Genomic DNA, 26,041 nt, shown 5'->3' with positions numbered 1-26,041 from the left:
CCGTTCCGCTTAGAACTGCAGACCCGCTTCGCGGGCGGCGTCGGCCAGAGCCTTGACGCGGCCGTGATAGGCGAAACCTGCGCGATCAAATGCAACCTTCTCCACGCCAGCGGCCTTGGCCTTCTCGGCGATACGCTTGCCGATGGCTTGGGCTGCAGCAGCATTGCCACCCTTGCCGGAACCACCAAGTGCTGCGCGCACATCGGCTTCGGCGGTGGATGCGCTGGCCAGCACCTTGCTGCCGTCGCCAGAGATCACGGTTGCGTAGATATGGAGGTTCGTGCGATTGACCGTCAGACGCGCGATGCCTTGCTGTGCAATGCGGATGCGAGTCTGGCGGGCCCGACGAAGACGCTGCTCTTTCTTGGTCAACATATTGCAGCTCCTTATTTCTTCTTGGTCTCTTTGATCGTGATCTTTTCGTCCGCATAGCGGATACCCTTGCCCTTGTAAGGCTCGGGCGGACGAATGGCACGAATCTCGGCGGCGATCTGACCGACGCGCTGACGGTCGGCACCCTTGATCACGATTTCCGTCGGCGTGGGGGTGGCCACCGTGATACCAGCAGGCATCTCGAAATTGACGGGGTGCGAATAGCCGACAGCCAGGTTCAGCTTGGCACCCGAGGCGGCGGCCTTGTAGCCCACGCCCACCAGGCTCAGCTTCTTCTCGAAACCCTTGCTGACACCAACCACCATGTTGTTGACCAGCTGACGGATCGTGCCGCTCATGGCATTGGCTTCGCGGGAGTCGTTCACAGGAACAAAGCTCAGCTTGCCTTCGGCGCTGGAAACCTTGACCAGCACGTTCTGCGCCAGCGACAGCGCACCACCAGAACCCTTAACGGAGATCTGGTCATCTTTAACGGACACATCCACGCCAGCGGGGATGGTCACGGGCATTTTTCCTACTCGGGACATTTCAGTGTTCTCCTCAATGCCGCGGGTTAGGCCACGTAGCACAGCACTTCGCCACCGACACCGGTAGCACGCGCCTTGCGATCGGTCATGACGCCCTTGGGGGTGGTGACAATAGCCACACCCAGACCGTTCATGACTTGTGGAATGGAGTCGCGGCCTTTGTACACGCGCAGGCCGGGGCGGCTGACGCGCTCGATACGCTCGATGACGGGACGTCCGGCGTAGTACTTCAGGGCGATTTCGATTTCGGACTTGCCGCCTTCGGTCTTGACCTGGAAACCGTCGATATACCCTTCGTCCTTCAGCACCTGGGCGATGGCCATCTTCACCTTAGAAGAAGGCACCGACACCGTGGCCTTGGAAACCATTTGGGCATTGCGGATGCGGGTCAGCAAGTCAGCGATGGGATCACTCATGCTCATGTTGTATCTCTCCTGCCTGCTTACCAGCTGGCCTTGGTGACACCGGGGATGTCGCCTGCGAAGACCAGTTCACGGATCTTGGCGCGGGCCAGACCGAATTGGCGGAAGGTGCCGCGGGGGCGACCCGTGATCGCGCAACGGTTGCGTTGACGCGTCGGGTTGGCATTGCGCGGGAGCTTCTGCAAGCCCAGACGGGCTGCTTCACGCTCTTCTTCGGTGCGCTTGACATCGGTTGCAGCAGCCTTCAGTTCAGCGTATTTCGCTGCATACTTTGCCGCCAGTTTTTCGCGCTTGAGTTCGCGCTGGATCAGAGCTACTTTAGCCATACGCCGCCTCAGTTCTTGAACGGGAAACGGAAACCCGCGAGCAGTGCCTTGCACTCTTCATCGGTCGTTGCCGTCGTGGTGATGCTGATATTGAGACCACGCAGTGCGTCGACCTTGTCGTACTCGATCTCAGGGAAAATGATCTGTTCCTTGACGCCCACGTTGTAGTTGCCACGGCCGTCGAAAGCGCGACCGGAGATACCACGGAAGTCACGCACGCGCGGCAGGGCCACGGTAACGAAACGGTCGAGGAATTCATACATCTGCACGCCACGCAGCGTGACCATGCAGCCGATGGCCTGGCCTTCGCGGATCTTGAAACCGGCGATAGCCTTCTTGGCCTTGGTGACAACGGGCTTCTGACCAGCAATCTTGGTCAGGTCGGCCACGGCGTTGTCCATGACCTTTTTGTCGGCCACGGCCTCGCTCACACCCATGTTGAGCGTGATCTTGGTCAGGCGCGGAACCTGCATGGGCGACGTGTAGCCGAACTGCTTCATCAGTTCGGGGGCGACTTTTTTGCGGTAATGTTGTTGGAGTCGTGCCATTTTTTACCCCTTAGGCCGTCTTGATTTCGGCGCCGTTGGACTTGAACACGCGAACGCGCGTACCGTCCGCCTGCACCTTGATGCCGACGCGGTCAGCCTTGCCAGTGGCGGCGTTGAAAATTGCCACGTTGGACTGGTGGATAGGCATGGCCTTCTCGACGATGCCACCGGTCGTACCCTTCATGGGGTTCGGCTTGACGTGCTTCTTGACGAGGTTGATGCCTTCGACGACCACATGGGAATCGTCCTTGCGCAGCGAAACCGTGCCGCGCTTACCCTTGTCGCGCCCCGTGAGCACGACGATTTCGTCGCCCTTGCGAATCTTGTTCATCGCGCTGTCCTTAAAGAACTTCAGGAGCCAGGGACACGATCTTCATGAACTTCTCGCTACGCAGTTCGCGCGTCACGGGTCCAAAGATGCGGGTGCCGATGGGCTCCAGCTTTGCATTCAGCAACACTGCAGCGTTGCCGTCGAATTTCACGAGAGAGCCATCGCCACGGCGGATGCCCTTGGCGGTACGAACCACCACGGCGCTGTAGATCTCGCCCTTCTTGACGCGACCACGCGGAGCTGCCTCTTTGACGCTCACCTTGATGATGTCGCCCACGCTGGCATAGCGGCGCTTGGAACCACCCAGCACCTTGATGCACAGGACGGACTTCGCGCCGGTATTGTCGGCAACGTCTAACCGAGTTTCTGTCTGGATCATTTCAATATTCCCAACTTGCACCAGAAAACCACCGATGCCCGAGACCTTCTCGCACATCGCCGATCAACCAGTCAGTCTTGGGCCCGTCGTCCACCCCGCAAACCATTTGCGGAGTTTTCCTGGGCAGAATTTCGCTGTTTTCTTAGCGAAGCCTGTGATTCTCGCAAAAGGTCACAGGATCGTCAAGCACTTTCTAGCCCCCCCGGTCAGGAGGGAAGCCGTACATACTGCTTTGCCAGCGCCATGAACGGGGCCAATTGGGGATCGCATCCTGTTTCCTGCTGCAGAACCTCGGCCACGGCATGCGCCATCTGCGCGGCCCGGTGCGCATCCAGAAACAGCATGCGCCAGCGCCGGGCCAGCACATCCTCGACCGTGCGAGCGTACTCATACCGTGCGGCAAAGCGCACCATGGCCTCGGTCAACCCGCCGCCCAGATCGCGCCCCGCGCCCGGCAACTGGCGCACGAAACCGGCCTCGGCGCCATAGGAGTGCCACCCCTGGGCATCGCACATGCGGTGGCGCACAGGCTCTTCCGGCGTGCCCACCAGCGGCAAGCGCGTGGTGACGCCCCCCGGCCTGGCTTCGAGAAAGCCCGATGTGAAACATTTTTGCAACACATCCTCCGCCATGGCCCGGTAAGTCGTCCATTTCCCCCCGGTGACTGTGATGAGGCCGCTGCGGCTGGCCAGCACGGTGTGCTCCCGGCTCAGGCTCTTGGTGTTGTTGCCGTCGTCATCCTGGGGCTTGACCAACGGCCGCAATCCTACCCAGATACTGCGGATGTCACCCGGCGTCGGCGCCCGGCTCAGGTAGCGCGCGGACTCCCGCAGGATGAAGGCCATTTCTTCCGGGAACGGTTCCGGCTCGCGCTCCAGGTCGTGGCGCGGGCTGTCGGTGGTCCCCAGAATCACCTTGCCAAGCCAGGGCACGGCGAACAAGACCCGGCCATCGGCGGTCTTGGGCACCATGAGGGCATGGTCGGAAGCCAGGAACTCCCTGTCCACCACCACATGCACGCCCTGACTGGGCGCCACGATGGGCTTGACGGGCCGCTGGACGGCCTCGCCATCCTGCTGGCGCAGAGCATCCACCCATACGCCGGTGGCGTTGACCACGCAGCGCGCGTGCAGCGTGAAACGGTGTCCCGTTTCAGTGTCTTCGCAGACGACGCCACTGACGCGCCCCTGTTCATGCACCAGTTCGCGTGCCGCACAGTAATTCACCAGCACGGCCCCCCGGCTGGCGGCCGTGCGCGCCAGCGCCAGCGCCAGCCGCGCATCGTCGAACTGGCCATCCCAGTATTTGACGCCGCCCTTGAGCCCCTGTGAGCGCACGGTGGGCAGGCACTCCAACGTGCGCACCGCCCCCAGGAATTCGGTCGACCCCAGGCCGGCGCGCCCGGCCAAGGCATCGTACATCTTGAGCCCGACACCGTAGAAGGGAGACTCCCAGCAACGATAGGACGGCATGACGAACGCCAGCGGCTGCGCCAGGTGCGGGGCGTTGTTCATCAGGGTGGTGCGCTCGTGCAGCGCCTCGCGTACCAGGGCGATGTTGCCCTGCGCCAGATAGCGCACCCCGCCATGCACCAGCTTGGTGGCGCGCGAAGAGGTGCCCTTGGCGAAATCGTGCGACTCCACCAGCGCCACGCTGAAACCGCGCGCCGCAGCGTCCAGCGCCACCCCCAAGCCGGTCGCACCGCCGCCAATGATGACCAGGTCATACAGGCGAGGCCGGCCCAGGCGCTCCATCAGTTCGGAGCGCTGGGTCTGCAGGGGAGTGGGGACTGTAGTCATGGGTTCGGAACGTCCACGCGCGTCGCGCTACATCGGTCGATGGGATGACCCTGCCCCAAGAGCCAGGGTCCGATGCCCGGCACCCAGGACTGGGTGCCGGGCATTCCACCAGGAGAGGCTGTGGTGCTCAACGCACCTTGCCATCCTTCCAGGCCTGCAACAGCTTGTTGTAGGCAATGGTTTCGCCCTTGGGCTTCTCATTGGCCAGCTTGGCCCATGGCGCCTTCTTGTCGCTCAGCCACTTGGCCGGGTCTTCCTTCTTGTTGAGCTTGGGCGCGCAACGCTCCATGCCGGCGCGCTCAAGGCGCGCCATGACCTGGTCCATCTCGTCGGCCAGCGTATCCATGGCGCCCTGGGGCGTCTTCTCGCCCGTGACGGCCTGGGCCACGTTCTTCCACCACAGCTGTGCCAGCTTGGGGTAGTCGGGCACGTTGGTGCCGGTGGGCGACCAAGCCACGCGGGCCGGGCTGCGGTAGAACTCGACCAGGCCGCCGAGCTTGGGCGCCATGTCGGTCATGGCCTTGGACTGGATATCGGACTCGCGGATTGGGGTCAGGCCGACCACGGTCTTCTTCAGCGAGGTCGTCTTGGCGGTCACGAACTGGGCATAGAGCCAGGCAGCGGCCGTCCGGTCAGCATCATGGTTCTTGAAGAAGGTCCACGAACCCACGTCCTGATAACCGTTCTGCATGCCCTGCTTCCAGTATGGGCCATTAGGGCCGGGGGCCATGCGCCACTTCGGTGTGCCGTCCGCATTCACCACGGGCAGTCCGGGCTTGTTCATGTCGGCCGTGAAGGCGGTGTACCAGAAGATCTGCTGGGCGATCTGACCCTGGGCGGGCACGGGGCCAGCTTCACCGAAAGTCATGCCCGTGGCTTCCTTGGGCGCGTACTTCTTCATCCAATCCACGTACTTGGTCAGAGCATAGACCGCGGCCGGCGAATTGGTGGCACCGCCACGGGCCACCGAGGCGCCCACGGGCGTGCACTTGTCGTCGGCCACACGGATGCCCCATTCGTCGATCGGCAGGCCATTGGGCGCACCAATGTCAGCGGTGCCGGCCATCGACAGCCAGGCGTCGGTGAAGCGCCAGCCCAGCGAGGGGTCCTTCTTGCCGTAATCCATGTGGCCATAAATCGCCTTGCCGTCGATCTGCTTCACGTCGTTGGTGAAGAACTCGGCGATGTCCTCGTAAGCACTCCAGTTCAGCGGCACGCCCAGGTCGTAGCCGTACTTGGCCTTGAACTTGTCCTTGATGTCCTTGCGATCGAACAGGTCGGCACGGAACCAGTACAGGTTGGCGAACTGCTGGTCGGGCAGCTGGTACAGCTTGCCATCTGGACCGGTGGTGAACTTGGTGCCAATGAAATCCTTCAGATCCAGGCCCGGGTTGGTGTATTCCTTGCCCGCGCCGCCCATGTAATCGGTCAGGCTCATGATCTTGCCGTAGCGGTAGTGCGTGCCGATCAGGTCGGAGTCGGAGATCCAGCCGTCGTAAATGCTCTTGCCCGACTGCATCGAGGTCTGCAGCTTCTCGACCACGTCACCCTCTTGGATCAGGTCGTGCTTGACCTTGATCCCCGTGATTTCCTCGAACGCCTTGGCCAGGGTCTTGGACTCGTACTCATGGGTGGTGATGGTTTCGGAGACCACCGAGATTTCCTTCACGCCCTTGGCCTGCAGCTTCTTGGCCGCGTCGATGAACCACTTCATCTCCGCCATCTGCTGGTCCTTGCTCAGCGTCGAGGGCTGGAATTCGCTGTCGATCCATTTCTTGGCTTCTGCCTCCCCGGCCCAGGCGGCCTGGCCCAGGGCCAGTGCGGCTGCGGCAAATGCGACTGCCTTCAGTTGAACCTTCATCACTTGTCTCCTCATTGGGCCTCCCCTTTAAAAATGAACCCCGGCCGCGGGGGAGGAACGGGCCGGTTTTCTGAAATCCTCCGAGCCAGCGCTCAGGCCTTGCGCATCACAAAAGCGAGCGCCGCCATCGACAGGAACAGGCTGATCCACACCGAGGGCGCGGCCTCCAGCGAGAACCACTGCGCCATGCGCTCGCCCAGGCCCACCCAGGCCAGGTTGATATAGGCCGCCGTCAGGAGACCGATGAACAGGCGGTCGCCACGCGTCGTGGCGATGGGCAGAAAACCCTTGCGCAGCACCGTCGGCGACTTGATTTCCCACACCGTCATGCCGATCAGCATGAACACGATGCAGACGAAGAAAACGGCCACCGGCGTGGTCCAGGCCATCCACTCGAACATGGCGATATCTCCTTACACCCGGCCCATCGCGAAACCCTTCGCGATGTAGTGCCGCACGAACCAGATGACGATGGCGCCCGGCACGATGGTCAGCACGCCAGCAGCGGCCAGCGTGGCCCAGTCCATGCCCGAGGCCGACACCGTGCGCGTCATCGTCGCGACGATGGGCTTGGCGTTCACGCTGGTGAGCGTGCGCGCCAGCAGCAACTCCACCCACGAGAACATGAAGCAGAAGAACGCCGCCACCCCCACGCCGGCCTTGATGAGGGGCACGAAGATGGTGAGGAAGAAGCGCGGGAAGCTGTAGCCGTCGATGTAGGCCGTCTCGTCGATTTCGCGCGGGATGCCGCTCATGAAGCCTTCCAGGATCCACACCGCCAGCGGCACGTTGAACAGCAGGTGCGCCAGCGCCACGGCGATGTGCGTGTCCATCAGCCCCACGGTGGTGTAGAGCTGGAAGAACGGCAGCAGGAACACTGCGGGCGGCGTCATGCGGTTGGTCAGCAACCAGAAAAACACATGCTTGTCGCCCAGGAACTGGTAGCGGCTGAAGGCATAGGCCGCCGGCAGCGCCACGGTGAGCGAGATCACCGTGTTGATGGCCACGTAGATCAGGCTGTTGATGTAGCCCGAGTACCACGAGGGATCGGTGAAGATGGTCTTGTAGTTGGCCCAGGTGAAGTGCTGGGGCCAGAACGAGAAGCTCGACAGGATCTCCTCGTTGGTCTTGAAGCTCATGTTGACCATCCAGTAGATGGGCAGCACGGCGAAGACCAGGTAGGCGATCAGGAACAGCGTGCGCTTCTGGAAGCGTTTTTCAGTCATGGCCGGCCCCTTGCGCGTCGGCGGTACCCATGCGCTGCATCCAGTTGTAGAGGATGAAGCACAGCAGCAGGATGATGAGGAAGTAGATCAGCGAGAACGCCGCCGCAGGGCCCAGGTCGAACTGGCCCACGGCCTTCTGCGTGAGGTACTGGCTGAGGAAGGTGGTGGCGTTGCCCGGCCCGCCGCCTGTGAGCACGAAGGGCTCGGTGTAGATCATGAAGCTGTCCATGAAGCGCAGCAGCACGGCGATCATCAGCACGCCGCGCATCTTGGGCAGCTGGATGTAGCGGAACACGGCCAGCTTGCTCGCACCGTCGATGCGCGCGGCCTGGTAGTAGGCGTCGGGAATACTGCGCAGCCCGGCGAAGCACAGCAGCGCCACCAGCGGCGTCCAGTGCCACACGTCCATCACCAGCACGGTGATCCAGGCGTGCGTGGCGTTGCCGGTGTAGCTGTAGTCGATGCCGGCGGCATTGAGCGCCGCGCCCAGCAGGCCGATGTCCGAGCGGCCGTAGATCTGCCAGATGGTGCCCACCACGTTCCAGGGGATCAGCAGCGACAGCGCCACCACCACCAGCACGGCGGACGACTTCCAGCCCTGCGCCGGCATGGACAGCGCCAGCAGGATGCCCAGCGGAATTTCCACCAGCAGCACGGCCAGCGAGAAGGTGAGCTGGCGCCAGAGCGCGGCATGCAGCTCCTCGTCGCGCATCACGGCGGCGAACCACTCGGTGCCCACGAACACGCGGCGCTCGGGCGAGATGATGTCCTGCACCGAGTAGTTGACCACCGTCATCAGCGGCACGATGGCCGAGAACGCCACGCACAGCAGCACCGGCAGGATCAGGAACCAGGCCTTCTGGTTCACGGGTTTGGTCGTTGCACTCATGGCAGCAACTCCTCGTTCTGGTAGAAGCAGGTGTGCTCGCCCAGCGCCTGCAGCCACACCGCGTCGCCCGGCGACGGCAGCCGCTGCTCGGGGCTGAACCGGGCGCGCAGCACGTGCTCGCCCACCTGCGCGGTCAGCATGAAGTAGGTGCCGATGTCCTGCACGCGCTGCACGGTGCATGGCAGCGCGCCGGGCTGCCCGGGCTGTGCCAGCGCCAGGTACTCGGGGCGCACGCCCACCTGCAGAGCCCCCTCGGGCAGGCCGCGTGGCACGGGAAGCTCCAGCGCCTGGCCGGCCACCCGCAGGCACCCACCCTCCACCTGCGCGGGCAGGAAGTTCATGCCCGGCGAGCCGATGAAATGGCCCACGAACACATGCTGCGGCCGCTCGAACAGCGCGTCGGCCGAGCCCACCTGCACGGCGCGGCCGCGCGTCATCACTACCACCTGGTCGGCGAAGGTGAGGGCCTCCACCTGGTCGTGCGTGACGTAGATCAGCGTGAGCTTCAGCTCGTGGTGGATTTGCTTGAGCTTGCGCCGCAGCTGCCACTTGAGGTGCGGATCGATCACCGTGAGCGGCTCGTCGAACAGCACGGCAGCCACGTCCGAGCGCACCAGGCCCCGGCCCAGCGAAATCTTCTGCTTGGCATCGGCCGACAGGCCCGCCGCGCGCTGGTCGAGCTGCCCGCTCATCTCCAGCATCTCGGCGATCACCCCGACGCGCTGGCGGATCTGGTCCTGCGGCACCTTGCGGTTGCGCAAGGGGAAAGCCAGGTTCTCGGCCACCGTCATGGTGTCGTAGATCACCGGAAACTGGAACACCTGGGCGATGTTGCGGTCCTGCGGCGTGGCGCGCGTGACGTCGCGGCCATCGAACAGCACCTTGCCATGCGAAGGCACGAGCAAGCCCGACATGATGTTGAGCATCGTCGTCTTGCCGCAGCCCGAAGGACCCAGCAGCGCATAGGCGCCACCGTCCTCGAACTCCATGGTCAAAGGCAGCAGCGCATAGTCGCTGTCCTGCCGAGGGTTGGGCTTGTAGGAATGCGCCAGATCCAGCGTGATGTGCGCCATGGTCAGCCCCCTTGGCGCTGAGGCGCCAGCAACAGGCCGCCATTGCCGCCAAACACATAGATCTGCGCCGGGCTGAAATACAGCGTGACCGCGGCACCCAGCTCGAAGTAATGCACCCCGGTGACCTGCGCCACCACCTCGCCCAGCGGCGTGGCGGCATGCACGAAGGTGTCGGAACCGGAAATCTCGGCCAGCTCCACCTCGCCCCGCACCGCCACATCACCCGGCCGCGCCTCGACCCGCAGGGCGCTGGCGCGCAGGCCCACCGTCACATCGGGCACGCCCGGCACAGTCAAAGGCCGGCGCGGCGCCAGCTCCAGGCCGCCCTGCAGGCGCAAGCCCTGCGCCATGGCCACGGCCGGCACCAGGTTGATGGGGGGATCGCTGAAGGCCCGCGCCACGCGCAGCGAGCACGGCTCGTGGAACACCTCGGCCGTGGGGCCGTACTGCAGCAGCCGCCCCTCGTCGAGCACGGCGGTGTAACCGCCCAGCAGCAGCGCCTCGCCCGGCTCGGTGGTGGCGTAGACCACGGTGGACTGGCCTGTGGCGAACAGCTGCGAAAGCTCCTCGCGCAGTTCCTCGCGCAGCTTGTAGTCCAGGTTCACCAGCGGCTCGTCGAGCAGCATCAGCGGCGCGCCCTTGGCCAGCGCCCGCGCCAGCGCCACGCGCTGCTGCTGCCCACCCGACAGCTCGGCCGGCAGGCGATCGAGGAACATGTCGATATGCAGACGCTCGGCGAGTTCGCGCACGCGCGCGCCGATGTTCTTCTCGCCGCGCAGCTTCAGCGGCGAGGCGATGTTGTCCGCCACTGTGAGCGACGGGTAATTGATGAACTGCTGGTAGACCATGGCCACGTTGCGCTCACGCACCGGCATGCCGGTCACGTCCCGGCCATCGACCCGCACCGCGCCGGCCGTGGGCTCGTCCAGCCCGGCCATGATGCGCATCAGGCTGGTCTTGCCCGCCTGCGTGGCACCCAGCAACACGGTCACGGCATTGCTGTGCAAGGCCATGTCCATGCCATGGAGCCAGGTCTGCGCTCCCACCTTCTTGCTGATGCACTCCAGTACCAGCTCCATTGCTCCGCCTTTCTCGCGGACTCCGGGAGCCCGCACCTTCATTGCGCGCCGCAAAGGCGAGCGCCATAACGATTTTCGTATTTTTTCATTTTTGTTCTTTTTTGTTCGTAATGAATCAAGGTTTACCCTTATTTTGTTCCTTTTTTTTCGTTTTACATTTCGCCTTACAGTGACAGCCACCACCAGCCCGCCGGAATCCGCGTGAACACCAATCCCCGACAAATCCTGATCCTCGAAGCCGTGCGTGCCCGCCAATCGGCCACCGTGGAAGAGCTGGCCGAAACCCTGGGCGTGACGCTGCAGACCGTGCGCCGCGACGTGCAGCGCCTGTCCGAGAAGGGCTTGCTGATGCGCTTCCATGGCGGCGTGCGCGTGCCCAGTTCCACCGTGGAGAACCTGGCCCACACCCAGCGCGAATCCCTGCATTCCGATGGCAAGGCGCGCATCGCCCGGGCCGTGGCGCGGCTGGTGCCGAACCACTGCTCGCTGATCCTCAACATCGGCACCACCACCGAGGCCATCGCCAAGGCGCTGCTGCGCCACCAGGGCCTGCGCGTCATCACCAACAACCTCAACGTGGCCGCCATCCTCAGCGGCAACCCCGACTGCGAGGTCATCGTGACCGGCGGCATGGTGCGCCCGCGCGACCGGGGCATCGTGGGCGAGGCAGCGGTGGACTTCATCCGCCAATTCCGGGTCGACATCGCCATCATCGGCATCTCGGGCATCGAGCCCGACGGCTCGCTGCGCGATTTCGACTACCGCGAGGTGAAGGTGGCCCAGACCATCGTGGAGCACGCGCGCGAGGTCTGGCTCGCCGCCGATCACAGCAAGTTCAACCGCCCGGCCATGGTGCAGCTCGCCACGCTCGACCAGATCGACCGGCTGTTCACCGACGAAGCCCCGCCCGAGCCCTTCCCCACCCTGCTGGCCAACGCCGACGTGCAGCTGGTGGTGGCTACCGACTGATCTCTTTCCCGACTCCCCCATGACCTACCTGCTTGCACTCGACCAGGGCACCTCCAGCTCGCGCAGCATCGTGTTCGACGAGCTGGGCCACATCGTGTCCCTGGCGCAGCTTGAGCTGCCCCAGATCTACCCCCGCCCCGGCTGGGTGGAGCATGACCCGCTGGAGATCTGGCGCACCCAGCTCGCCACCGCGCGCGAGGCGCTGGCCAAGGCCGGCATCGCGGCGAGCAGCGTGCGCGCCGTGGGCATCACCAACCAGCGCGAAACCACCGTGCTGTGGAACCGCAAGACCGGCCTGCCGGTGCACCACGCCATCGTCTGGCAGGACCGGCGCGCCGAGCCCGCCTGCGCGCAATTGCGCGAGCAGGGCCATGCCGACACCATCCAGGCCAAGACCGGGCTGCTGGTCGATGCCTATTTTTCCGGCACCAAGCTGCAGTGGATGCTGGACCACGTGCCCGGCGCGCGCGACGCCGCCGAGCGCGGCGAGCTGGCCTTCGGCACGGTGGACAGCTGGCTGATGTGGAAGCTCACCCATGGCGCGGTGCATGTGACCGACGTGAGCAACGCGGCACGCACCATGCTGTTCAACGTGCGCACCAATCAATGGGACGACGAACTGCTCACGCTGCTGCGCATCCCCAAGGCGCTGCTGCCCGAGGTGCTGCCGTCGAGCAGCCATTTCGGCGACATCGCCGCCGACCTGCTGGGCCACCCCATCCGCATTGGTGGCGTGGCGGGCGACCAGCAGAGCGCGCTGTTCGGCCAAGCCTGCTTCAGCGCCGGCATGGCCAAGAACACCTACGGCACGGGCTGCTTCATGCTCATGCACACCGGCCAGACCTTCCAGACCTCGCGCAACGGCCTGCTCACGACCAGCGCGGCACAACCTGGGCGACAGCCCGAATTCGCGCTCGAAGGCAGCGTGTTCGTCGGTGGCGCCGTGGTGCAGTGGCTGCGCGACGGGCTGCGCGCCATCTCCAGCAGCAGCGAGGTCGAATCGCTCGCCCTGACCGTGCCCGACTCGGGCGGCGTGATGATGGTGCCCGCCTTCACCGGCCTGGGCGCGCCCTACTGGAAGCCCGACGCGCGCGGCACCATCACGGGCCTCACGCGCGGCACCACGCTGGCGCACATCGCCCGCGCGGCGCTCGAATCCATTGCCTACCAGAGCGCCGCCCTGCTGCTGGCCATGAGCCGCGACGCCGTGGCCGCGGGTGGCCAGCCGGTGAGCGAGCTGCGCGTGGACGGCGGCGCCTGCATCAACGACCTGTTGATGCAGTTCCAGGCAGACCTGCTGGGCATCCCGGTGGTGCGGCCCGCCGTGATCGAGACCACGGCGCTGGGCGCGGCCTACCTGGCCGGGCTGTCGAGCGGTGTGTACGGCAGCACCGAAGAGCTCTCGCGCCTGTGGCGCGCCGAGCGGCGCTTCGTGCCCACCCTGCCCGCCGCCCGGGCCCAGGAGCTGATGGCGCGCTGGGAACACGCTGTGCGCCAAGCCACTTTGGAGTAGCTGCCACGGGACAGCGGCCCGTTGGCGCTACCATCGTGGCCCCTGTAGTTGCCACTCCGCACCGCACCATGAGCCCTACCCCCGCCTCCTCCCCCCAGCTCCCCGTGATCGCCTTCATCGGCGGCGGCAACATGGCCAGCGCCATCATCGGCGGACTGATCCGCCAAGGCCATCCGGCCAGCCAGATCGAGGTGGTGGAGCCCTGGGAAGAAGCCCGCGCGGCGCTGCGCAGGAATTTCGGCATCGAGGCCCTGCCCGCCCCCGGCCCTGCGTTGGCGCGCGCCGGCATCGTGGTCTGGGCCGTCAAGCCGCAGACCTTCAAGGACGCCGCCGCGCAGACGCGCGAGCACACCCAGGGCGCCCTGCACCTGAGCGTGGCCGCCGGCATCCGCTCCGACAGCATCGCCCAGTGGCTGGGCAGCGACTGCATCGTGCGCACCATGCCCAACACGCCCGCTTTGGTGGGCAAGGGCATGAGCGCGCTGTACGCCCGCCCGGGCGTGAGCGCCGAACAGTGCCAGAGCGTGGAGGCCATCATGGCCACCACCGGTGAATTCCTGTGGGTGGAGAGCGAAAAGCAGCTCGACGCCGTGACCGCCCTGTCGGGCTCGGGCCCGGCCTACGTCTTCTACTTCCTGGAGGCCATGACCCGCGCCGGCACGGCCATGGGCCTGGCCCCGGCGCAGGCGCACCAGCTCGCCGTGGGCACGTTCGTTGGCGCCTCCGAACTGGCGCGCCGCTCCGACGAGCCGCCCGAGGTGCTGCGCCAGCGCGTCACCTCCAAGGGCGGCACCACCTACGCGGCCATCCAGTCGCTGGAAAAGGACGGTGTGGGTGCCAGCTTCGAGCGCGCCATGCACGCCGCCGAGCAGCGAGCCCATGAGCTTGGGAACGAGTTCGGCGCTTGAGGCATTTTTTGCCACCGGCGCTTATTCCACAGGCGCGAATAGCTATATTTTTTATAGCAATCAGCGGATCGCGTAACTGGCCACGATCCCCAGGAACACGGTGAACCCGATCCAGTGGTTCTCGCGGAATGCGCGGAAGCACCCCTCGCGGGTGCGTCTGCGGATCAGGTGCCAGTGCCAGGCCACCTGCGCCAGCACGGCGCCAAGCGCTACATAAAACAGAGCACCCAGCGCAAGCGGGGCAAGCGCTACAGCCCAAATCAGCACAAAACCCAGGTAGAACGCCAAAATGGCCGCCACGTCGAAGCGGCCCAGGGTGATGGCCGAAGTCTTCATGCCGATCTTCAGGTCGTCGTCGCGGTCCACCATGGCGTACTCGGTGTCGTAGGCCAGCACCCACAGCAGGTTGCCCAGCACCAGCCACAGCGCCAGCCAAGGCACCTCGCCGCGCACGGCGGTGAAGGCCATGGGAATGCCCATGCTGAACGCCACGCCCAGCACCGCCTGCGGCATGGCAAAGAAACGCTTGGTGAAGGGGTAGAGGATGGTCACCGCCAGCGCCGGCAGCGACCAGGCCACCGTGGGCGCGTTGGTGGTCAGCACCAGGGCAAAGGCCACCAGCGCCAGCGCCGCGCCCACGCCCAGCGCCTCGCGCACCGACACCGCGCCGCTGGTGATGGGGCGCTGCGCCGTGCGCTTGACATGGCGGTCGAAGTCGCGGTCGGCCACGTCGTTGACGCAGCAGCCGGCGCTGCGCATGAGGATGGTGCCCAGCGTGAACACCGCCACCAGGTGCCAGCCCGGAAAGCCCCCGGCCGCGATCCACAGCGCGCTGAGCGTGGGCCACAGCAGCAGCAGCCAGCCGGCGGGGCGGTTCCAGCGGATCAGGTCGAGGTACAGAGCGAAGCGGCTGCGGGGCAAGGTGGTCATGGCAAAGGATCGGAAAGACAGCGCCGCCAGGCGCGCGCCCCGGTTTATACCGCCGATTGGTCTGCGGTCAGGCCGCTGTGTCGTCTGGCAGCAGGGCCTGCGCCCAGCCCGCCGCATGGCCCCGCAAAAACGCCACCACCTCGGCCGGTGCCTGCAGACGCGCGGCCAGCAGCACGGCCATGTGCACATCGCGCAGGCGGCCCACCTCTTCCTGGGCCTGCAGGGCCTGGGCGTGCCAGCGCTGGGCGGCATCCGGCAGCAGGGGCTGCAGGGCTTCGATGGTGTAGCGCAGGCGCTTGGCCAGCAGGCGGGCGCGGTGCAGCCGGGCGGGGTCGCTGGCCTGGCGCTGGGCTTTCTTCCAGCGTTGGTGCAGGCGCTCGGTGCGCCGGCGCGCCCAGCGCCGGGCGGGTTGCGGCGTGGCGGGCGCGGCCCGCGGCAGCGCCGCGATCCACTGCACCAGGCCCAGCAGGGCCTGGCCGGTCATGGGCTCCTGCAGCGCCAGGCGCACCGCCTTGCGCTGCACGGCAACGGCCTGCTGGAAGGCTTGCGCCGTGCGCTCCCAGTCGGCGGCCCGTGCGGGCGAGCCGTCCACATAGGGCGCCTGCACGGCCGGCAGGGTTTGGGTGCAGGCCACGTCCAGGTCGCGCAGCTCGCCCAGCAAGCCCAGCAGGGGCTCCAGGCCAGGCCAGGTGGGCGGCGGCAGCGCCAGGTCGGGCAGACACAGCCGCAGCGCCGAACGCCAGCGGCGCCAGCCGACCCGCGCCTGGTGCACCAGCTCGGGGTGGTCGGCATCCAGCAGTCCATGCAGGTTGGTGCAGAACTGGTCGAAGGTTTCGCCCAGCAGCGCGGCCGCCAGGTCTTGCAGCGCGGGCCGAGGCCCCAGCACGGGCGGGCGCGCACGGCGCGGGGCATCGAGCAGGCCCTGCGCCAGGGCAAAGCCGCGCTGCGCCTTGCTGGCCGACAGCGGCAGCACGGGCACGCGCCGCGCGATCTGCGCCGCCAGGCGGAACAGGGCTTCGGGCGGGCCGGCCAGCAGCTCCAGCTCCAGCTCGGCGATGGGCGCGCTGCTCCCACCCGCATGGATGTGGCCCTGGTCCAGCGCCACCTCGATGACCACGCCGCCGCGCTGGCGCAGCGTCCAGCAGGTGCGCTCGAAGTCGGTGGCAAAGCAGGGTTGCAGGGTCGCGAGCAGGGTGCCATCGGGATCGAGCCGCCGCCAGGGGGGCGCGGCGCGCAGGGCCTTGGGCTGCAATGCGGGGCCGGGCACGGGCGTTTCCCATTCGCCGCGCTGGCTCAGGGCCGACAGCTCGGCATCGGCGGTCTTGAGGGTTTGCAGCCACTGCTCCCCCGCACCAGCGCCCTGCACGCGCCGCAGGCGCAGGGCCGCGCGGCGTGCGCGCAGGTCTTGCGCCGGGGTATCGAAATACTGGTTGTGCAGTTGCTGGCGCACCGGCGCGACGCGCGCCAGGGCAGGCACGGCGGCCAGCTTGCGCAGCAGGGCCGCGCCGCCGCCTGCGGGCAAGGCGAGCTTGAGCTCGATCTCGGCGCCTGGCGCGGGCGCCACGGCCACCGGTGTGCGGCGGGTGCTCATGCGCCGCGCGCCCAGATCACTCTTCCAGCAGCGAGCGCAGCATCCAGGCCGTCTGCTCGTGCACGGTCAGGCGCTGGGTCAGCAGGTCGGCCGTGGGCTCGTCGCTGGCCTTGTCCACCACCGCGAACAGGCCGCGTGCGGTGCGCGCCACGGCCTCGTGGCCTTCTACCAGGATGCGCACCATCTCCAGCGCCTTGGGCGGCTTGGCGGGCGCGTCGGGCACGCTGGCGAGCTTGCCGAACTCGGCGTAGGAGCCCGGCGCCACATGGCCCAGCGAGCGGATGCGCTCGGCGATCGGGTCCACGGCGTTCCACAGCTCGGTGTACTGCGCCATGAACATCGCGTGCAGCGAGTTGAACATCGGGCCGGTCACGTTCCAGTGGAAGTTGTGCGTGGTCAGATACAGCGTGTAGGTGTCGGCCAGCAGGCGGGCAAGGCCCTGGGCGATGGCGGCGCGGTCCTTGTCGCTGATGCCGATGTGGATGCTGGGCGCGGTGGTCTTGGCGGCTTTGGCCATGTTCTTCTCCTCTGGAAAGGTGGTGCAAACAGTGCCTCTGGTGGCACGAGGACACTGTAGCGCATGGCGCGCGGCTTCCCGCCCTTGGCCCGCCGGGCCACGGGGTCAGGACAGGCGCGTGACGCCCGGTAGTTCGCAGGCGTAGATGGCGTTGCGCAGCGCGGCGATGGCCTCGTAGCGCGTGAAGCTGCGGCGCCAGGCCAGCACCACGCGGCGCACGGGCGGCGCGCTGCCGTCACCCTCGCTGATGGGCAGGTAGCGGATGTGCGGCTCGTCCGTCTTGCGCCGGCGCGCCGACGTCGCGAACGCATCGCGCGGCACTGCCAGGCGCGGCACCAGGGTCACGCCCATGCCCGCGGCCACCATGTGCTTGATGGTTTCCAGCGAGGAGCCCTCGAAGGTCTTGCGGATGCCCTCGGCATTGCTCGCGAAACGCGCGAATTCGGGGCAGACTTCGAGCACATGGTCGCGGAAGCAGTGCCCCGCGCCGAGCAGCAGCATGTTCTCGCTCTTGAGTTCTTGCGCCGTGACCGAGGGCTGCGCCGCCAGCGGATGGTGGCTGGGCAGGGCGGCCATGAAGGGCTCGTCGTACAGCGGCGCCATGGCCAGGCCGGTGTCGGGGAAGGGTTCGGCCAGGATGGCGCAGTCGATCTCGCCGGTGCGCAGCATCTCCAGCAGCTTGACGGTGAAGTTCTCCTGCAGCATCAGCGGCATCTGCGGCGTGCGCTTGATGGACTGGCGCACCAGGTCGGGCAGCAGGTAGGGGCCGATGGTGTAGATCACCCCGAGCGTCAGCGCGCCGGCCAGCGGGTCCTTGCCGCGCTTGGCGATTTCCTTGATGGAGGCGGCCTGCTCCAGCACGCTCTGCGCCTGGCGCACGATCTCCTCGCCCAGCGGGGTGACGCTGACCTCGCCGGCGCTGCGCTCGAAGAGCTTGACGTCGAGCTCCTCCTCCAGCTTCTTGACGGCCACCGACAGCGTGGGCTGCGACACGTAGCAGGCATCGGCCGCGCGGCCGAAGTGCTTCTCGCGCGCCACGGCGACGATGTATTTGAGTTCGGTGAGGGTCATGAGGGCTGCAGTGTAAGCACCCCGGCGCCGCGCCGCCACCCTCGGCATGGAATCCCGCCACGGGCGGGGGGCTACGCGCGTCCCGAAATCCGGCTTCCGGGGGCACGGCCAGCCTGCGTCTTCTATGATGCACGGCATCATGCTGCTCCGAACCACCCGATCCCTGCACCTGCGCCTGTGGGTGGTCATCGGCATGGCCTGCCTTCCTGTGTTCCTGATGTCGTTCTTCGACTACAGGGAGCGGCGCCAGGATGCCATCACGGCCCTCGAATCCGAGGTTTCGCGCATGCTGACCGCGGCCCGGCTGACCGAGGACGCGGCCCTGCGCAGCATGCAGCAGACCTTCCGCATCATGGCCCGGGCCGACAACCTGCAGTCGCTCGACCCCCAGGACTGCTCGGGCCTGGCCCAGCGCCTGCTGCAATCGATGGAGGACTTCGCCAACCTCGGCGCCGTCCTGCCCGACGGCACGGTCTTTTGCAGCGCCAGCCCCAACAGCGGGCGGATCTCGGTCGCCGACCGCGTGTGGTTCCAGGATGCGCTGGCCAGCGACGGCATCACCTCCGGCGAATTCCTGCTCGGACGGATCTCGGGCAAGCCGGGCATGGTGTTCGGCTACCCGGTGCGCGACGGCCAGGGCCAGCTCAAGGCCGTGCTGTTCGCCTCGATCCAGCTGGGCTGGTTCGACAAGCTGATCGCCGAATTCAAGCTGCCCGAGGGCTGGAACGCCTTTCTGCTGAGCGACACCGGCACGGTGCTTTCCTACCACCCGGCGGCCGGCCGGCCGTCCCAGGCGGACCAGGAGCCGGCAGGCGCCGCCCCGTTCCTGCGGGCGCTCAAGGAAGGCCGGCGCCTGAGCGAACTCGAAGGCCTGGACGGCAACCGCCGCATGTATGGCATCGGGGCGCCGCGCTTTTCCAAGACGCCGCTGCTGGTGGCCATCGGCGCGCCGCTGGACCGCACGGTGGCGCGCATCGACCAGGGTTTCTGGTGGCGCATCCTGCTGATGGCCGGTATCGCCCTGGTGTCGGCGCTGACCGCGCGCTTCTACATCTACGGCCTGATCGAGTCCTGGACCGGCCAGATCGGCGCGGCGCTCGACAAGGTGGCGGCGGGCCGGCTGCAGACCCGCATCCGGAAGTTCTCGCGCGTGCGCGAACTCCATGCGGTGGAGCTGGGCATCAACCACATGGCCAGCGAACTGCAGAAGCGCGATGCCGACCTGCGCCGCCTGTCCACCGCCGTGGAGCAGAGCCCCGAGGCCATCATCATCACCGACACCGAGGCCCGCATCGAGTACGTGAACGACGCCTTCGTGCGCTCCACCGGCTATGCGCGCGACGAGGTGCTGGGGCAGAACCCGCGCATCCTGAACCGAGGCCTCACCCCGCCCGCCACCTACGCGGCCCTGTGGTCCGCCCTCAAATCCGGGCAGCCGTGGCGCGGCGAGCTGGTCAACACCCGCAAGGACGGCAGCACCTACGTGGAGATGGCGACCATCGCCCCCATCCTCGACGAGGACGGCCAGGTCACGCACTATGTCTCCACCAAGGAGGACATCACGCAGCGCAAGCAGTCGGAGGCGCTGGTCCACCAGCTGGCCTACTACGACGCGCTGACCGGCCTGCCCAACCGCGCCCTGCTGCGCGAGCACCTGCGGCAGGCCGTCGAGGCCAGCGCGCAGGGCACCGCGCAGGGCCTGCTGCTGCTGATCGACATCGACCGCTTCAAGCAGATCAACGACACGCGCGGACACGCCACGGGCGACTGGCTGCTGCGCGAGATGGCGCGGCGCATCCAGGGCTGCACCGGCACGGCCGATACCGTGGCGCGCCTGGGCAGCAACACCTTCGGCATCATCGTGCCGGACATTGGCGGCCCCTCCGACCTGGCCCAGGACATCGCCCGGAACGTGCACCAGTCCCTCGCCGCCCCCTACGATCTCGGGGACGCCAAACGGCTCTACGCCACCACCAGCATGGGCATCGCCCTTTTCTGCGCCGGCATGCCCACGCCCGACAACCTGCTCAAGCAGGCCGAGGTGGCGCTCTACCGCGCCAAGGACGAGGGCGGCAATGCCCTGCTGTTCTTCGACGCTCCCATGCAGGCCGCCGTCGATGCCCGCGCCGCCCTGGAAATGGCGCTGCGCGACGCGATCGAGGTCCAGGCCTTCCGGCTGTTCTACCAGGTGCAGGTGGACCAGCGCGGCGCCGTGGTGGGCGCCGAGGCGCTGATCCGCTGGATCGGCGCCGACGGCAAGGTGGTCTCCCCGGCCGACTTCATTCCGCTGGCCGAGGAAACCGGCCTGATCGTGCCCATGGGCCAGTGGGTGCTCGACACCGCCTGCCGGCAGCTCGCCCGGTGGCAGCGCGAGAGCGCCACGCGCCACCTGACCCTGGCCATCAACGTGAGCGCGCGGCAGTTCCACCAGGCCGATTTCGCGGCCCAGGTGCGCACCGCGCTGGAGCGCCACCGCCTCGACGCGGGCAGGCTGAAGCTGGAGCTGACCGAGAGCGTCATCCTGGGCGACATCGAGACCACCATCCAGCGCATGCACCAGCTGCGCGAGCTGGGCATCCGCTTCGCGCTGGACGATTTCGGCACGGGCTACTCCTCGCTGTCCTACCTCAAGCGCCTGCCGTTCGACCAGCTCAAGATCGACCAGTCGTTCATCCGCGACATGCTCACCGACAACACCAGCAACGCCATCGTGCGCGCCATCCTGGTGATGAGCGACGCGCTGGGGCTGGAGATCGTCGCCGAGGGCGTGGAGACGGCGGCGCACCGCGCCTTCCTCGTCCAGCATGGCTGCCAGTTCTGCCAGGGCTACCTGCTGGGCCGTCCCGTGCCCATCGAGGACTGGGAGGCGGCGCACCTGTCCGCGCCGGCGCCCGCCGACCAGAGCAGCGCTACGCCTTGAGGTAATCCGACCGCCCGCCGAGCCAGCGCGCCACATGGCGCTCGGCCCATTGTGGGTGGCGGTCGAGCATCAGCGGCGCGGTGGCGCGCGCCCATTCGAGCAGATGCGTGTCGGTGGCCAGGTCGGCGAAGCGCAGCAGCGCGTCGCCCGACTGGCGCGCGCCGAGGAATTCGCCCGGCCCGCGGATCTCCAGGTCGCGCCGCGCGATCTCGAAGCCGTCGTTGGTCTCCTGCATGGCGCGCAGGCGCTCCTTCGCCGTCTCGCCCACGCGGCCGCTGTCGTTGGTGGCGTAGAGCAGCACGCAGGCCGAGGCCGCCGCGCCGCGCCCTACGCGGCCGCGCAGCTGGTGCAGCTGCGACAGGCCGAAGCGCTCGGCGTGCTCGATGACCATGAGCGAGGCATTAGGCACGTCCACGCCCACCTCGATCACCGTGGTGCTGACCAGCACGCCCATCTGGCCGGCACTGAACAACGCCATCACCGCCTTCTTCTCGGCGGCGGGCATGCGCGAATGCAGCAGGCCCACCATCACGCCGGGCAGGGCCTCGCTCAGCTCCTGGTGCGTGGCCGTGGCGTTGGAGAGGTCCAGCGCCTCGCTCTCCTCGATCAGCGGGCACACCCAGTACACCTGGCGCCCGGCCGCCACCTGGGCGCCGATGCGCGCTATCACCTCGTCCTTGCGGCTGTCGGCGATGAGCCGGGTGACGATGGGCGTGCGCCCCGGTGGCAGCTCGTCGATGACCGACACATCGAGGTCGGCGTAGTAGCTCATGGCCAGCGTGCGCGGGATGGGTGTGGCGCTCATCATCAGCATGTGCGGCTCCATGCCGTGCGCCTCCAGCTTGCGGCGCAGTTCCAGGCGCTGCGCCACGCCGAAGCGGTGCTGCTCGTCGACGATGGCCAGCGCCAGGTTCTTGAACCGCACCTGCTCCTGGATGACGGCGTGCGTGCCCACCACCAGCGCCGCCTCGCCGCTCTCCACCAGCGCCAGCATGGCGGCGCGTTCCTTCTTCTTCTGCCCGCCCGCCAGCCAGGCCACGCGGCGGCCACGGGCGGCCAGCAGCGGCTCCAGCCAGCCCACCATCTTGGCGAAATGCTGCCCGGCCAGGATCTCGGTGGGCGCCATCAGCGCGCACTGCCAGCCCGCGTCCATGGCCAGGCAGGCCGCCAGGGCCGACACCACGGTCTTGCCCGAGCCCACGTCGCCCTGCAGCAGGCGGTGCATGGGCACGGGCCGGCCCAAGTCGGCGGCGATTTCCTCGCCCACGCGCCGCTGGGCCGCCGTGAGGCCGAAGGGCAGCACGGCCAGCAGCTGCTCGTGCAGCGGCACGGCCTCCCCGTGCCGCGCGCGCAGCACGGGCGCGCGCAGGCGGTCGCGCGCGCGGCGCGACTGCTGCTGCGACAGCTGCTGCGCCAGCAGCTCCTCGGCCTTGAGGCGCTGCCACGCCGGGTGGCTGTGGTCCTCCAGCGTGGCCAGCGCCACATCGGGCGCGGGATGGTGCAAAAAAGTGAGCGCCTCGCGCAGGCTGAATGCGCCTTGCACGCCATTTTTACCCATGAACCGGCCCACGGGCGGCTCCAGGCCGGGCGGCAGCGTCTCGGACAGGTCGGCGCGCTGCAGGGCGCTCACCACGGCGCGGCGCAGGTAGGGCTGGGCCAGGCCGGCAGTGGTGGGGTAGACGGGGGTGAGCGCGGCGGGCAGCTCGCCCCCCGCCACGCGAAACTGCGGGTGCAGCATCTGACGCCCCCAGAAGCCGCCCTTGACCTCGCCCCGGATGCGCAGGCGCGCGCCCACGGCCAGGGTTTTCTGGTGCGAGGGGTAGAAGCTGAAGAACGTCAGCTCGCAGGTGCCCGTGCCGTCGTCCACCACCACCTTGAGCATGCGGCGCGGGCGCAGCTGCACCTCGCTGGCCGTGACCGTGGCCTCGATCTGCGCCACCTCGCCGTCGCGCGCGTTGCGCAGCGGGGTGATGCGGGTCTCGTCCTCGTAGCGCAGCGGCAGGTGCAGCGCCAGGTCGATGTCGCGCACCAGCCCGAGCTTGTGCAAGGCCTTCTGGGCGGCGCTGGGTGGTGCGGGGGTCTTCCGGAGTTTGTCAGCCATCGTTGGCGGAAAAGGCTAACATGGTTGCCGATTGTTACGTTGTTTCTCTCTGGATACGCACCATGCTCAAACGCATCGACGTGAAGCACCTCACCTTGGGCATGTACCTGCATGAATTCTGTGGCTCGTGGATGGAACACCCGTTCTGGCGCACCAAGTTCGTGCTCGACGATCCGCACGACCTGGAGCTGATCCACGCCACCGCCATCCACGAGGTCTGGATCGATATCTCGCGCGGCAAGGATGTCGCCGCCGGCACCGCGTCGCTGACGCGCGAGGAGGTCGATGCCCGCATCGACACCGACTTCAGCCGCCTCGACGCCCTGCCGCCCGTGGTGGTGGCGCCGCCCGCGCCGCCCCCGGCACCGCCCGCCGACGACCGGCAGCCCACCAGTATGCAGAGCGAGCTGCGCCGGGCGGCCTCGATCTGCGGCCAGGCCAAGGAGGCCGTGGTCTCGATGTTCAACGAGGCCCGCATGGGCAAGGCCGTGGACGCGGAAAACGCCTCCAGCCTGGTGGAAGAGATCTCGAATTCGGTGATGCGCAACCCCGGCGCCCTGATCAGCCTGGCGCGCCTGAAGACCGCCGACGACTACACCTACATGCATTCGGTGGCCGTGTGCGCGCTGATGGTGGCGCTGGCCCGCCAGATCGGCCTGAGCGAGGCCCACACGCGCAGCGCCGGCATGGCCGGGCTGCTGCACGACCTGGGCAAGGCGGCCATTCCGCTGGAGGTGCTCAACAAGCCCGGCAAGCTCACCGACGAGGAGTTCGCCGTGGTGCGCAGCCACCCGGTCGAGGGCTACAACATGCTCAAGGAGGGCGGCGGCGTGGAGGCCGCCGTGCTCGACGCCTGCCTGCACCACCATGAGAAGGTGGACGGCACGGGCTACCCCGGCAAGCTGCCGGGCGACAAGATCAGCCTGATCGCCAAGATGACCGCGATCTGTGACGTCTACGACGCCATCACCTCCAACCGCCCCTACAAACGCGGCTGGGACCCGTCCGAATCCATCCGCCGCATGGCCGAGTGGACCAACGACCATTTCGACCCGCGCCTGTTCCAGGCCTTCGTCAAGAGCATCGGCATCTACCCCGTGGGCTCGCTGGTGCGGCTGACCTCCGGCCGCATCGGCGTGGTGATGGAGCAGGCGCCGAAGTCGCTGGTCACGCCGCGCGTGAAGGTGTTCTTCTCCACCAAGTCCGACATGCGCATTCCGCCCGAGGTGGTGGACCTGGCCGCTCCGGGCTGCCACGAAAAGATCGTGGCCCGCGAAGACCCCGACCGCTGGCGCTTCCCGGACCTCAGCGAGCTGTGGACGGGCATGCCGGGGCAGCCCTGGTAGACGGGCCTCGCGCGGTTTTCTGGCGCTGCGCGCTCCCCGGCGTGATCCAGCCTGCGGCCAGCGCACAAGGCCCACGCCTCCGCGCCGGGAGCGCCCCAAGGGTTGTTGCGTCCTCTCAGCTCGCCGACATCTGCCAGCGGTTGCGCCCGTCCGACTTGGCCTGGTAGAGCGCCGCATCGGCCTCGGCCAGCAGGCGGGGGGCCGCGTCCTTGCCATTGGGCACCCGGGCCACCGCGCCGACACTGACCGTGACATGCGCCGCCACCCCCGAACTGCCGTGCGGCAGCGCCAGGGCCTGCACGGCCTCCACCACGCGCCGGGCCACGGTGCACGTCCCCCCCACGTCGGTGTCGGGCAGGATGATGGCCAGCTCCTCGCCGCCATAGCGGGCCACCAGGTCGGTGGCGCGGGGCAGGGCCAGCGCCACGGCCCGGGCCACGGCCTGCAGACAGGCATCGCCCGCCAGATGGCCATGGGTGTCGTTGTAGCGCTTGAAATGGTCCACGTCGACCATCAGCAGGCCCAGCGGCCGCTCGTGCCGGAAGGCACTGGCGCAGGCCTGCGCCAGCCGGTCGTCGAAGCAGGACCGGTTGGCGATCTGCATCAGGCCATCGGTGCGCGAATGCACCTCCAGCAGGGCATAGGCTTGCTGGAGCTCCTCGTTCGCCTGGGCCAGCTCCTGCGTGCGCTGCCGCACGCGCTCCTCCAGGTGCAGGTTGGCCTGCGCCAGCTCGGTGTTCTGCTGCGACAGCACCTGGTAGAGCCGCCCCACCATGCGGATCAGCGCCTGGGTGCCCTCGTCGTGCACCGCGATTTCCTGCGCGTAGGCCTCCTGCGCCGTCATGCCCCGCGCCAGGCAGGCCACCTGGCGGGCCAGCGACTGGTCGATGCCCAGGATGTGCAACCCCAGCCACGAGGTGAGAAAGCCGACGAAACTCTGCGCCGGGTCCTGCAAAGCCTCCCGGGAGCGCCACATGGCGGCCACCTGCTCGATGAACTGCCGGTGCAGCGCGGTGTGCGCGTGCACATGCCGGGGGTCCACGCCCTGGTTGTGCATCAGCAGCTCTTCCTCGGCGAAATGGAACTCGGCGAAGTTCACCATGCGCTCGAAGGACTCGGCCAGGCCCGCGCCATCGCCCGCGTTGCTGCGCTGCAGCGCGTCGCTGAGATCATTGAAGGCGTCGATCAGCCCATGGTGCTGCGCATCGACCTCGGGCAGGCCGGTGTTGAAGAATTGATCCCAAACAAAGGTATCCATAGGGGTCGGCTCAAGAGTAACGACTGCAACAGCGGGTTACACAGCATAAGGCCCTTTGCGCTCC

General features: G+C 67.4%; 25 protein-coding genes. 5 read left to right on the top strand and 20 right to left on the bottom strand.

All coding sequences use genetic code 11. The annotated features are described in order from the left end of the window. Nucleotides 1-9: 9 nt before the first annotated feature. The 14 genes from rplR to D8S75_RS14125 all read right to left on the bottom strand — a co-directional run bounded on the left by rplR (nt 10) and on the right by D8S75_RS14125 (nt 10,853). Nucleotides 10-375 (bottom strand): 50S ribosomal protein L18, encoded by a 366-nt coding sequence (rplR, locus tag D8S75_RS14190; RefSeq protein WP_119967006.1) that lies wholly within the window; start codon nt 373-375, stop codon nt 10-12. An 11-nt stretch (nt 376-386) separates the two neighbouring features. Continuing rightward, nucleotides 387-920 (bottom strand): 50S ribosomal protein L6, encoded by a 534-nt coding sequence (rplF, locus tag D8S75_RS14185; RefSeq protein ID WP_119967005.1) that lies wholly within the window; start codon nt 918-920, stop codon nt 387-389. Between the two features lie 26 nt (nt 921-946). Beyond that, on the bottom strand, nt 947-1,342 hold the full coding sequence (rpsH, locus tag D8S75_RS14180; protein ID WP_119967004.1) for a 30S ribosomal protein S8: 396 nt from the start codon (nt 1,340-1,342) through the stop codon (nt 947-949). A 20-nt stretch (nt 1,343-1,362) separates the two neighbouring features. Continuing rightward, complete coding sequence (rpsN, locus tag D8S75_RS14175) at nt 1,363-1,668, bottom strand: 30S ribosomal protein S14 (RefSeq protein WP_119967003.1); 306 nt, start codon at nt 1,666-1,668, stop codon at nt 1,363-1,365. Nucleotides 1,669-1,676: 8 nt separating this feature from the next. Continuing rightward, the gene (rplE, locus tag D8S75_RS14170; protein ID WP_119967002.1) at nt 1,677-2,216 is read right to left on the bottom strand and encodes a 50S ribosomal protein L5; all 540 of its coding nucleotides are present in this window, start codon (nt 2,214-2,216) and stop codon (nt 1,677-1,679) included. Nucleotides 2,217-2,226: 10 nt separating this feature from the next. Continuing rightward, nucleotides 2,227-2,547, bottom strand: a complete 321-nt coding sequence (rplX, locus tag D8S75_RS14165; RefSeq protein ID WP_119967001.1) for a 50S ribosomal protein L24 — start codon at nt 2,545-2,547, stop codon at nt 2,227-2,229. A gap of 10 nt (nt 2,548-2,557) precedes the next feature. Further along, nucleotides 2,558-2,926 (bottom strand): 50S ribosomal protein L14, encoded by a 369-nt coding sequence (gene rplN, locus D8S75_RS14160; protein WP_119967000.1) that lies wholly within the window; start codon nt 2,924-2,926, stop codon nt 2,558-2,560. Between the two features lie 206 nt (nt 2,927-3,132). Further along, a complete protein-coding gene (locus D8S75_RS14155; protein WP_119966999.1) occupies nt 3,133-4,725 on the bottom strand; it encodes a glycerol-3-phosphate dehydrogenase/oxidase in 1,593 nt (530 codons plus the stop codon). Nucleotides 4,726-4,852: 127 nt separating this feature from the next. Next, nucleotides 4,853-6,586: an ABC transporter substrate-binding protein gene (locus tag D8S75_RS14150; protein ID WP_119966998.1), complete on the bottom strand. Its 1,734-nt coding sequence runs from the start codon at nt 6,584-6,586 to the stop codon at nt 4,853-4,855. A gap of 92 nt (nt 6,587-6,678) precedes the next feature. Further along, entirely contained in the window at nt 6,679-6,987 is a 309-nt protein-coding gene (locus D8S75_RS14145; protein WP_119966997.1) for a DUF2160 domain-containing protein, read from the bottom strand. Nucleotides 6,988-6,999: 12 nt separating this feature from the next. Further along, nucleotides 7,000-7,812: a carbohydrate ABC transporter permease gene (locus D8S75_RS14140; RefSeq protein WP_119966996.1), complete on the bottom strand. Its 813-nt coding sequence runs from the start codon at nt 7,810-7,812 to the stop codon at nt 7,000-7,002. Continuing rightward, nucleotides 7,805-8,701 (bottom strand): carbohydrate ABC transporter permease, encoded by an 897-nt coding sequence (locus D8S75_RS14135; RefSeq protein ID WP_119966995.1) that lies wholly within the window; start codon nt 8,699-8,701, stop codon nt 7,805-7,807. Before D8S75_RS14135 ends, D8S75_RS14140 begins: the two co-directional genes overlap by 8 nt. Beyond that, entirely contained in the window at nt 8,698-9,774 is a 1,077-nt protein-coding gene (locus D8S75_RS14130; RefSeq protein WP_119966994.1) for an ABC transporter ATP-binding protein, read from the bottom strand. The genes D8S75_RS14135 and D8S75_RS14130 overlap by 4 nt, the downstream gene beginning before the upstream one ends. Nucleotides 9,775-9,776: 2 nt before the next feature. Continuing rightward, entirely contained in the window at nt 9,777-10,853 is a 1,077-nt protein-coding gene (locus D8S75_RS14125; RefSeq protein WP_119966993.1) for an ABC transporter ATP-binding protein, read from the bottom strand. A 201-nt stretch (nt 10,854-11,054) separates the two neighbouring features. Here D8S75_RS14125 and D8S75_RS14120 point away from each other — a divergent pair, with 201 nt between their 5' ends. From D8S75_RS14120 to proC, 3 genes are all read left to right on the top strand, one after another. Further along, nucleotides 11,055-11,822 (top strand): DeoR/GlpR family DNA-binding transcription regulator, encoded by a 768-nt coding sequence (locus tag D8S75_RS14120; RefSeq protein ID WP_119966992.1) that lies wholly within the window; start codon nt 11,055-11,057, stop codon nt 11,820-11,822. A gap of 19 nt (nt 11,823-11,841) precedes the next feature. Continuing rightward, nucleotides 11,842-13,335, top strand: coding sequence for a glycerol kinase GlpK (glpK, locus tag D8S75_RS14115; protein ID WP_119966991.1), 1,494 nt, complete (start codon nt 11,842-11,844; stop codon nt 13,333-13,335). Between the two features lie 68 nt (nt 13,336-13,403). Further along, a complete protein-coding gene (proC, locus tag D8S75_RS14110) occupies nt 13,404-14,243 on the top strand; it encodes a pyrroline-5-carboxylate reductase (protein ID WP_119966990.1) in 840 nt (279 codons plus the stop codon). Between the two features lie 60 nt (nt 14,244-14,303). Here proC and ubiA read toward each other — a convergent pair whose 3' ends face one another. From ubiA to D8S75_RS14090, 4 genes are all read right to left on the bottom strand, one after another. Next, nucleotides 14,304-15,173 (bottom strand): 4-hydroxybenzoate octaprenyltransferase, encoded by an 870-nt coding sequence (gene ubiA / locus D8S75_RS14105; RefSeq protein WP_119966989.1) that lies wholly within the window; start codon nt 15,171-15,173, stop codon nt 14,304-14,306. 67 nt (nt 15,174-15,240) lie between these two features. Beyond that, nucleotides 15,241-16,764: a CYTH and CHAD domain-containing protein gene (locus tag D8S75_RS14100; protein ID WP_119966988.1), complete on the bottom strand. Its 1,524-nt coding sequence runs from the start codon at nt 16,762-16,764 to the stop codon at nt 15,241-15,243. A gap of 16 nt (nt 16,765-16,780) precedes the next feature. Then, the gene (locus tag D8S75_RS14095; protein WP_119966987.1) at nt 16,781-17,281 is read right to left on the bottom strand and encodes a Dps family protein; all 501 of its coding nucleotides are present in this window, start codon (nt 17,279-17,281) and stop codon (nt 16,781-16,783) included. Between the two features lie 105 nt (nt 17,282-17,386). Beyond that, the gene (locus D8S75_RS14090; RefSeq protein ID WP_119966986.1) at nt 17,387-18,352 is read right to left on the bottom strand and encodes a hydrogen peroxide-inducible genes activator; all 966 of its coding nucleotides are present in this window, start codon (nt 18,350-18,352) and stop codon (nt 17,387-17,389) included. A 139-nt stretch (nt 18,353-18,491) separates the two neighbouring features. On the opposite strand from D8S75_RS14090, the gene D8S75_RS14085 reads away from it, so the two are divergent. Continuing rightward, nucleotides 18,492-21,272: a bifunctional diguanylate cyclase/phosphodiesterase gene (locus tag D8S75_RS14085; RefSeq protein WP_119967037.1), complete on the top strand. Its 2,781-nt coding sequence runs from the start codon at nt 18,492-18,494 to the stop codon at nt 21,270-21,272. On the opposite strand, the gene recG is transcribed toward D8S75_RS14085, so the two are convergent. Continuing rightward, nucleotides 21,262-23,373: an ATP-dependent DNA helicase RecG gene (gene recG, locus D8S75_RS14080; RefSeq protein WP_119966985.1), complete on the bottom strand. Its 2,112-nt coding sequence runs from the start codon at nt 23,371-23,373 to the stop codon at nt 21,262-21,264. The two genes, D8S75_RS14085 and recG, sit on opposite strands and share 11 nt — an antisense overlap. Nucleotides 23,374-23,435: 62 nt before the next feature. Between recG and D8S75_RS14075 the strand changes: the two genes are divergently transcribed. Then, a complete protein-coding gene (locus D8S75_RS14075; RefSeq protein WP_119966984.1) occupies nt 23,436-24,719 on the top strand; it encodes an HD-GYP domain-containing protein in 1,284 nt (427 codons plus the stop codon). A 115-nt stretch (nt 24,720-24,834) separates the two neighbouring features. Here the strand turns inward: D8S75_RS14075 and D8S75_RS14070 are convergent, their stop codons facing one another. Further along, a complete protein-coding gene (locus tag D8S75_RS14070; RefSeq protein ID WP_119966983.1) occupies nt 24,835-25,977 on the bottom strand; it encodes a GGDEF domain-containing protein in 1,143 nt (380 codons plus the stop codon). Nucleotides 25,978-26,041: the final 64 nt, after the last annotated feature.

It is taken from the genome of Simplicispira lacusdiani (genome assembly GCF_003604195.1).
Lineage (GTDB): Bacteria > Pseudomonadota > Gammaproteobacteria > Burkholderiales > Burkholderiaceae_C > Simplicispira > Simplicispira lacusdiani.
Note: the sequence above shows the minus strand (reverse complement) of the source record. Positions and strands in the feature narration are given on the sequence as shown.

Excerpts from the sequence above, each read along its gene's own strand:
- rplR (WP_119967006.1), bottom strand. The coding sequence starts at position 375 with ATGTTGACCAAGAAAGAGCAGCGTCTTCGTCGGGCCCGCCAGACTCGC.
- rplF (WP_119967005.1), bottom strand. The coding sequence starts at position 920 with ATGTCCCGAGTAGGAAAAATGCCCGTGACCATCCCCGCTGGCGTGGAT.
- rpsH (WP_119967004.1), bottom strand. The coding sequence starts at position 1,342 with ATGAGCATGAGTGATCCCATCGCTGACTTGCTGACCCGCATCCGCAAT.
- rpsN (WP_119967003.1), bottom strand. The coding sequence starts at position 1,668 with ATGGCTAAAGTAGCTCTGATCCAGCGCGAACTCAAGCGCGAAAAACTG.
- rplE (WP_119967002.1), bottom strand. The coding sequence starts at position 2,216 with ATGGCACGACTCCAACAACATTACCGCAAAAAAGTCGCCCCCGAACTG.
- rplX (WP_119967001.1), bottom strand. The coding sequence starts at position 2,547 with ATGAACAAGATTCGCAAGGGCGACGAAATCGTCGTGCTCACGGGGCGC.
- rplN (WP_119967000.1), bottom strand. The coding sequence starts at position 2,926 with ATGATCCAGACAGAAACTCGGTTAGACGTTGCCGACAATACCGGCGCG.
- D8S75_RS14155 (WP_119966999.1), bottom strand. The coding sequence starts at position 4,725 with ATGACTACAGTCCCCACTCCCCTGCAGACCCAGCGCTCCGAACTGATG.
- D8S75_RS14150 (WP_119966998.1), bottom strand. The coding sequence starts at position 6,586 with ATGAAGGTTCAACTGAAGGCAGTCGCATTTGCCGCAGCCGCACTGGCC.
- D8S75_RS14145 (WP_119966997.1), bottom strand. The coding sequence starts at position 6,987 with ATGTTCGAGTGGATGGCCTGGACCACGCCGGTGGCCGTTTTCTTCGTC.
- D8S75_RS14140 (WP_119966996.1), bottom strand. The coding sequence starts at position 7,812 with ATGACTGAAAAACGCTTCCAGAAGCGCACGCTGTTCCTGATCGCCTAC.
- D8S75_RS14135 (WP_119966995.1), bottom strand. The coding sequence starts at position 8,701 with ATGAGTGCAACGACCAAACCCGTGAACCAGAAGGCCTGGTTCCTGATC.
- D8S75_RS14130 (WP_119966994.1), bottom strand. The coding sequence starts at position 9,774 with ATGGCGCACATCACGCTGGATCTGGCGCATTCCTACAAGCCCAACCCT.
- D8S75_RS14125 (WP_119966993.1), bottom strand. The coding sequence starts at position 10,853 with ATGGAGCTGGTACTGGAGTGCATCAGCAAGAAGGTGGGAGCGCAGACC.
- glpK (WP_119966991.1), top strand. The coding sequence starts at position 11,842 with ATGACCTACCTGCTTGCACTCGACCAGGGCACCTCCAGCTCGCGCAGC.
- proC (WP_119966990.1), top strand. The coding sequence starts at position 13,404 with ATGAGCCCTACCCCCGCCTCCTCCCCCCAGCTCCCCGTGATCGCCTTC.
- ubiA (WP_119966989.1), bottom strand. The coding sequence starts at position 15,173 with ATGACCACCTTGCCCCGCAGCCGCTTCGCTCTGTACCTCGACCTGATC.
- D8S75_RS14100 (WP_119966988.1), bottom strand. The coding sequence starts at position 16,764 with ATGAGCACCCGCCGCACACCGGTGGCCGTGGCGCCCGCGCCAGGCGCC.
- D8S75_RS14095 (WP_119966987.1), bottom strand. The coding sequence starts at position 17,281 with ATGGCCAAAGCCGCCAAGACCACCGCGCCCAGCATCCACATCGGCATC.
- D8S75_RS14090 (WP_119966986.1), bottom strand. The coding sequence starts at position 18,352 with ATGACCCTCACCGAACTCAAATACATCGTCGCCGTGGCGCGCGAGAAG.
- D8S75_RS14085 (WP_119967037.1), top strand. The coding sequence starts at position 18,492 with ATGCTGCTCCGAACCACCCGATCCCTGCACCTGCGCCTGTGGGTGGTC.
- recG (WP_119966985.1), bottom strand. The coding sequence starts at position 23,373 with ATGGCTGACAAACTCCGGAAGACCCCCGCACCACCCAGCGCCGCCCAG.
- D8S75_RS14075 (WP_119966984.1), top strand. The coding sequence starts at position 23,436 with ATGCTCAAACGCATCGACGTGAAGCACCTCACCTTGGGCATGTACCTG.
- D8S75_RS14070 (WP_119966983.1), bottom strand. The coding sequence starts at position 25,977 with ATGGATACCTTTGTTTGGGATCAATTCTTCAACACCGGCCTGCCCGAG.